The sequence below is a fragment of the Flavonifractor sp. An92 genome, assembly GCF_002159175.1.
Lineage (GTDB): Bacteria > Bacillota > Clostridia > Oscillospirales > Oscillospiraceae > Pseudoflavonifractor_A.
Genome location: NZ_NFGZ01000005.1, coordinates 167279 through 174493, shown reverse-complemented (window position 1 = coordinate 174493; position 7215 = coordinate 167279). Strand labels below are relative to the sequence as shown.

General features: G+C 53.0%; 3 protein-coding genes. All 3 read left to right on the top strand.

The features are described 5' to 3' along the window. Nucleotides 1-53: 53 nt before the first annotated feature. The 3 genes from B5G43_RS05895 to B5G43_RS05885 all read left to right on the top strand — a co-directional run bounded on the left by B5G43_RS05895 (nt 54) and on the right by B5G43_RS05885 (nt 7169). Nucleotides 54-4583 (top strand): S-layer homology domain-containing protein, encoded by a 4530-nt coding sequence (locus tag B5G43_RS05895; RefSeq protein ID WP_140397560.1) that lies wholly within the window; start codon nt 54-56, stop codon nt 4581-4583. 111 nt (nt 4584-4694) lie between these two features. Further along, complete coding sequence (locus B5G43_RS05890) at nt 4695-6248, top strand: S-layer homology domain-containing protein (RefSeq protein WP_158097367.1); 1554 nt, start codon at nt 4695-4697, stop codon at nt 6246-6248. An 87-nt stretch (nt 6249-6335) separates the two neighbouring features. Then, nucleotides 6336-7169, top strand: a complete 834-nt coding sequence (locus B5G43_RS05885; protein ID WP_087259537.1) for a hypothetical protein — start codon at nt 6336-6338, stop codon at nt 7167-7169. Nucleotides 7170-7215 lie beyond the last annotated feature (46 nt).

Below are 7215 nucleotides of genomic sequence, written 5' to 3'. Positions count from 1 at the left end.
AGTTTTTGGCAGGGCCGCCGACCTTTACGGCACAGACAGAAGCGACGAAGACGGTGAGCGATCTGGAGGCCGGGACTGAGTATGTTGTGTATGCGGCGATCGGCGATTACTACGCCATGGCGACCTCCAATGATTACTCCGGTTGCAGTTTTGCGGCGGTGGAGTTTACCACAAAAACTGATGGCGGAGGAGAAACACCTGAACCCACGGTTCCCGAAGATGCTACTACTGAACTCTCCTATCAGGAAAACGGTAAAGAAGAGATTACAACGGTTTATTATGAGAAATTTGAAGATGCGACCGTTGCCTTAAATGTGCTTGCCAATTGCAGCAATATTACGCTCACACTTCTGCAAGACACAACGATTCAGCCGACGAAAGCATATGGTTATGCGGCAGTCATACAAAAAAGCTGCACCTTAGATTTGAACGGTTACGTGTTGACGGCGTATTCTGGCATTGTGGGATCAATTACTGGCGGCCTTTTGGTGGAAGGCGAGGTTCACTTTGTGCTCACCGACTCCTCGGAAGAGCGCAGCGGTATGATTCTTTCCAAAGCGGGTTCTGCCTCAATGATTACAGGCCTGGCAATTGGATCTGGATTCAGTGACAGCGTATATGAAAAACTACCGGGTGACATCACTTTTGAAATGAATGGCACCGTAGTGAAAGATGCTAATTATGATCAACCAAAGGCTGTTAAGGGCTGCCTGAGCATAAGTGACTCCTGCGTATCAGCCGAGCTGAATGATTCTGTTGTATATGGCGCTGTAACTACAAACTGCGATTCACTGGAACTGAATAATTCGAGGGTAGAAGCGAACACAGAAGGACAGCGGGTGCTTACCTTTAGTGGCAAGCTTATCATGAACGAAAGCGTGATAGCCAACACCTATGACGGTTCTGCGGAGAGTTGTACTGTTTCGTATTACAGGGGTGCAAACGAAATTGTAGACGTTGGAACGATACTTAAGCTGACCGACAGTACAATCTCTGCAGGGAGCGGTACGGCCTTAAATCTGGGGATGAATCAAAAGGTAAAGTACGCTGTTGACTTAAATGAAGGCGCACATATACTTTCCGACAGTGGAATTGGTATTTATGTCGATTCTCAAATGGTAGGTCCGTCTTGGTATGACGAAGAAAATCCCGCCCCCCATGCAGCAATTCATCTTTATGCCGGCTCGGTTGTTTCAGGTGCTTCTGCAATAGAGGTTGCGGTAGGTACAAAGAACTACAAATTGAGTGATGTTACTAAGGTGATAAGGATCGAAATGGATGATGGAGCATTCTTGGGCTATGACAATGTGCCGGTTTTACCCAATAGCTCCGTAATGACTTATCCCACAGGTATGGTGCTGGATGTTGATGCGTCTAATCAAGCGGGATTTGAGGAGTACTATACGCTGAAGAACACCGCTGAAATGGATCAAATCATTGATACCATAACGTTTGGATACCAGTATCTGGCAACCTTGAATGCCGCTATCGAGGGAACCCGGAATCTCTATGTTGCTGGAAATGCGGACAACACTTATGACACGGTTCTCTGGAACGCATTCACCGAGGCCTACGAGGCGGCAATCGCTTTGATCGGCACAGATGAGACTGCGGCGAACTTGAATGCAAATCAAAACGAAATTGATTACAGGGAACAACAGCTTAGTGCAGCCGCCTTGGCGCTGCAAGAGAGCGTGGATACTGTGGATCTGAGCAATCTGGCCAATGGGACCTATTCCATCGAAATACAGATGATGCACAGCAGAGACGACGGAAGCTTTTCGATGGCAAATGGTGCAGTGGAAAGAACTGCCACACTAACCATTGAGGATGGCAAAAAGACACTGTCTGTTAATTTCAAACCGATGGAACTTGGCCCAATCAATGGCCATTTGCTGAAATTCTGGGTATATAACGCACCTACTCCGGATGAGGCAAAGAGCTTTAATCAAAGTTACATTCAAGATAACTATGTTGTACACAGCAACTATTACAATCAAGACGGAACGAACGATCCCATATACGATGCTGATGGAATGTATCCCGGAACAATAACATTTGAATTGCCCTATTTCGGGTCAACTGATGGATACAACAAGATTTATGGCAGAGTAAGTGTTGACGCGATGGCCAGTGATCAAAATGTAATTATGCTGTTGCAATACCATACGCTAAAAGCTGTCTCGGTTCAGGCGACCCTCTCTGTGGATGCAGATGAGATGTCCCTGCTCAAGACCGGAACCCAGTCCATCGGAGCCAAGGTCACCGGCGATACCGGTTGGACGCTCTCCTATCAAAGCGGCGATACTGGAATCGCAACAGTTAGCGATTCGGGCACAGTTACTGCTGTTGCTCAGGGCGAAACTACCGTAACGGTCACTGCCACGAAGGAAGGCTGTGATGCGCTGACAAAAACTGTGAACGTGAAAGTCGCGGCAGACGGCGCCGCCGCTGTTGAGCCCGAGATCAGCGGAGATAGCATCACCATCAGCGGAGATACCATTGTGACCAATAGCGATGCTGTGGATGTTGCGGATGCCATTGTCATTGATGCAAGCGGTTCCTCCAGCAGCGGCGTTACGATTTCGTTTGCGTCGGATACGGTGGCGGCTCTGAAGAATGCCGGAAAGGATGTGACCATCCAAACTGGTACAGGCAACATCAAGCTGAATGCCGCACTGCTGCAGGCGATGGGATCGGCAGAGAGCGGTCAGCCGGTGGAGCTGAGGTTTGATAAAATCCCGATCCCATCCTTTGCCGACGCCAGCTTTGACCGGAGCGCGTTTGCCGCGGCCTATGATCTCACATTGACCAGTCAGGGGAAGCGGATCGCCTTTGGGAAGGGGGCCGCCGCCATCTCTGTGCCGTGGAGCGCGCGGTATGGCTATGCCTATTACGTGGAAGGCGGCAAACTCCTGGATGTCTCCACCATGACCGTGAGCAACGGGATGGCAAGCTGGACCACGGATCACTTCTCCGTTTGGGCCCTGAGTTCCAAGGGCAATTTGATGGAGCAGGTGGGCATCCAGAAAGGCGTCTACAGTGTGCCTGTTGTCATCAAACAGGCCAATCAGCCAAAGGCCGATTCCATGGCCAATGATGCCACCGGCAGCATGGTGGTGGCGGATGTCACGGATACCGGCGTCACCTACACCATGTTTCTGAAGGCCCGTGTCGGCACGGAGCTGGGCGGGACGCCCCTGCGCGGCCATCTGCTGAAGATGTGGTATTACGATCCGAATGATACAGATCGTGCAAATCCCATCAGCGCTGCTGTTGTCCGAACTTATCAGGATAAGGACATGTATGGCAAGATCGACACCTTCCCCAGGGAGGTAGAAGTTTGGCAGAAAGGCGCCCCTCAGTCCCAGTATTACATCATGGTTTCCGTTGACGCCATGGGGGCGGACCAATATCAGGACGCCCTGGTCAAGCTGTACTGGGACAGGGCCCTGAAGGACGACGGAGCGGCTGCCCGCGAGGGCTTCCAGGACGAGCATGCCACCGAGCAGACCGTGGAGTCCGGCGCGTATGTCTCCCGGGGCGAGTTGAGGAAATGGGCGGACAACGGCAACACGCTGCTGATCCGGGGCAAGGACAGCGACCTGACCGCCTGCTTTGACACCGACGCCCTGAAGGATATCTATGGGCAGACGGATGGCCGCGTGCGGTTCGTGCTGGAGGAGCGGAAGAAGGACAAGCTCACCGACGAACAGCGCAAGACGGTCGGAGACCGTCCGAGCTATCTGCTGGAGCTGACGGTAGGCAGCAGGCAGATCACAGGGCTCGACGACGGGATCGTGGAGGTCACCCTCCCGTATCAGCTGAAGAAGGACGAGGTCAAGGACGGCCTGGTGGTCTGGCTGGTAGACGCGGGAGGCGGTATCCGGAGGCTCAAATGTACCTACAACGTCAAAAACAAGACCGTCAGCTTCGATACCAGGGAGTTTGGCACGTTTGTGATCGCCTATGACGTGGAGCAGATCTGGGAAAACCCCTTCACGGATGTCAAGGAAGAGGATTGGTTCTATGAGGCCGTAAAGTATGTGGTTCAGAAGGGCCTGTTCGCAGGCACCTCTGAAACTACCTTTGAACCGAATCTGACCATGAGCCGGTCCATGCTGGTTACGGTCCTGTATCGTCTGGCCGGTTCCCCCGCGGTGGAAGGAACCAGCAAATTCTCGGACGTTGCGCCTGATGCCTACTACACCAACGCCGTGCTCTGGGCCACACAAAACGGGATCGCCGGGGGCTATGGCAACGGACTTTTCGGCGTCACGGATCCCGTCAGCCGGGAGCAGCTGGCTGTGGTGCTCTATCGCTATGCGCAGCACATGAAATACGATGTCAGCCTGGTTAAGGGGCTGAATGACTACACGGACAGCGATCAGGTATCCGGCTATGCCATCCGTGCCATGCAGTGGGCGGCGGCGAATGGGATCGTCCATGGGACCGGCAGCACCACGCTCTCCCCGAAGGGCAGCGCCACCCGTTCTCAGGTGGCGGTGATCCTGATGCGCTTTGAGGAAAAGATCGCCGTTCCCGCTGAGCAGCAGAAGGAGGAGGGCACAAAGACAAAATAACGACACGGAAAGCCGAACTGTTTGGCTGAATTCAGCAACGGGAGCTGCCCGATAAGGGCGGTTCCTGAGCTGGTTATTTGACCACACTTTGTAAAGAAAGGAATTATGGAAATGAAACAGACATGGCTTAAGAAGCTGACGAGCTCTCTGCTGGCCGGGGCTCTGGCGCTTGGTATGGCAGTGGTTCCCGCGGCTGCCGCGGAAAGCAACAAGCTGGTGGAAGTGGATCTCTGGCATGCCACCCGCAACCAGGCGTCTATGGGCAACGTGGCTACCGACAATAACAGCAAAGCACTTTATAACCCCGAGGAAAACACACTTCAGATTGCCACCAATCCTGTCAGTGTCAGCGGCTATCAGTCCGCCATCACCAAGGCGCAGTACGATACCACCGGCAAGGGTAACTATGAGGATGTGGAGATCCTCTCTACCGGAACGGTCCAGACCGGGACCAAATATGACGGCACCGACCATACCGTCACTTATCTCAGCAGCTTTGAGATTGAGCTGCCGGACTACATCACCGGCGAGGGCGTGGAATATATCTCCCTGCATATGATGGTTCCCTATACCCCCATGGATGAGGTAGTAGGGGAGGGGTATCTGGATGCCCGCCTGCGCATCGACTGGGATCAGGTGTCCACCACCTCTCTGACCCAGATCCAGCCGGACAATACCATGAGCAGCGGCGAGGTTGAAAATGTGGACCGCACGGATGCTGCCACCGGCGTCCGCCTGGTGACTGACAGCACCAAGGTGGCCACTACGACCCAGTTCAAGGTGGAGCAGGTGACCTCCGGTTCGGATTATACCCTTGCTAAGAAAGCCCTCACCGGCGTCTCCGGCAGCTTCACCCTTTATAAAGTTTCTCTGGTGACCGAAAACGGCACCCAGACTGATCCGTTCGGTGCGGTCACCCTGTATTTCCCGTACAGTGATGTGAGTTCTATGTACCGCATCAATGATACCGGCACCAAAACCGTCCTCCGGGGTACGGAAGGTGACGAGGGTTATGAGATCATGACCACAAAGATTGGACTCTTTGCCATTTTCGGCGGCACCAAGATGGAAATTACGGTCAAGCCTGACACCGGGAATGGCGATGACACGCCTACCACGGATGTTGCTTCTGCCTTTACTGATATTTCCGGTCATTGGGCGGAGGAGTATATCATCCGCGCCACGAACCAGGGATTGTTCAGCGGGACCAGTTCTACCACCTTCAGCCCTGACACCTCCATGACGGCCGGGATGGTGATTACGGTCCTCTACCGCATGGCGGGTTCTCCTGCCACCACGCTGCCGGACTCCATGGAGAATGTGGCTGTGGGCTCCTGGTATGAGATTGCCTGCGCCTGGGGCTATAACAACGGCATTATTGGCGGCTACAAGACTTTCTACCCTGATCAGGCTGTGAGCCGTCAAGAGTTTGCCACTATGCTGTATAACTTCTATAAGCTGAGCAAGACTCCTGGTTCCGGAGCGGATCTGTCCAAGTATACGGATGTCAGCACCGTGGCCTCCTGGGCAAAGGATGCTATGGCTTGGGCCAATGCGGCTGGGATCATCAGCGGTACCAGCTCCACCACGCTCTCTCCTGAGGTGGGTGCCAGCCGCTCTCAGATTGCTACCATGCTCTGCCGCTACCTGGATTACGCAGGCTGATTTCTAAGATCGGGTGGGAGTTGGCAGGAGGCCTGAAATAGAGCTTCCTGCCACCCACCCTGTCTGCGTACATAGGAGGAACTGTAGATGACAAATCGACAAGAGGAATATTTGCTTTTGTTTGCAGTACGCAGTAGCAGTGGAGGTTGTATCGCAAATGCATCAGAAGAGTTTGGAGTGTCTAAGGCAACCGCCTCCCATCTGAGCACTGCGCTGGAAGAGTTGGGCATGATCCGCAAGAGTGATTATGGAAGAATCGAACTTACGGAACTTGGCTACGCTCAAATCATGGAAAAGCTGAATCGTGCAAAAGAGTTAGAAACCTGGATGGTCTCCGGATTAGGGCTTGCTCCGAATCTTGCTGAGCACGAGGCACGGCGCATGGTAGTTACATTAAAGCCGGAAACAGTAGAGGCAATTATTAGAGATTGGGAGCAGCCCAGACAAGCCCAGGCGTTGGTTCAGGATGATTTCTTTTCTCACCTTACATATGGCGTCTATCAGCTTCCGTTCCATGTATGGAAAAAAGATAGCAATGAGCCGTCCATGGGTGATCAAGGATTTAGGAAACCGGCCATCTTGGTTTGTCAGGAAGACGGATGCTCGGTATTCCTGTTTCCGCGCAGCTTTCAGTACCGCCTATCAACGGTTAAAGCTCGCCGACATACAGGTGTGCTGGAGCGACTCTGGTATTCGCTTTCCGGAGTATGGCATGAGTCGCCGGAGGAAGAGAGCGGAAGCCGTATGATCCCCGGAGAAGCACTGGTGTGTGAGAGCGGACTGGATGGCCACATTGCAAAGCTCCGCATCCGGGTCAGAGCGCGAGTTCCTGTTTTCAGAATGCCGGAGAGTGAGGCGGATTTAGTGTTTTTGCTGGATCAGTTGAAGCTGTGCAATGAATCCGCTTCCACGATGGTATAACACAATGATTGGAGTTATGAACATGTTGAGACGAAGGATATTCTCA

Coding starts and splice junctions, on each gene's coding strand:
- B5G43_RS05890 (WP_158097367.1), top strand. CDS start 4,695: ATGAAACAGACATGGCTTAAGAAGCTGACGAGCTCTCTGCTGGCCGGG.
- B5G43_RS05885 (WP_087259537.1), top strand. CDS start 6,336: ATGACAAATCGACAAGAGGAATATTTGCTTTTGTTTGCAGTACGCAGT.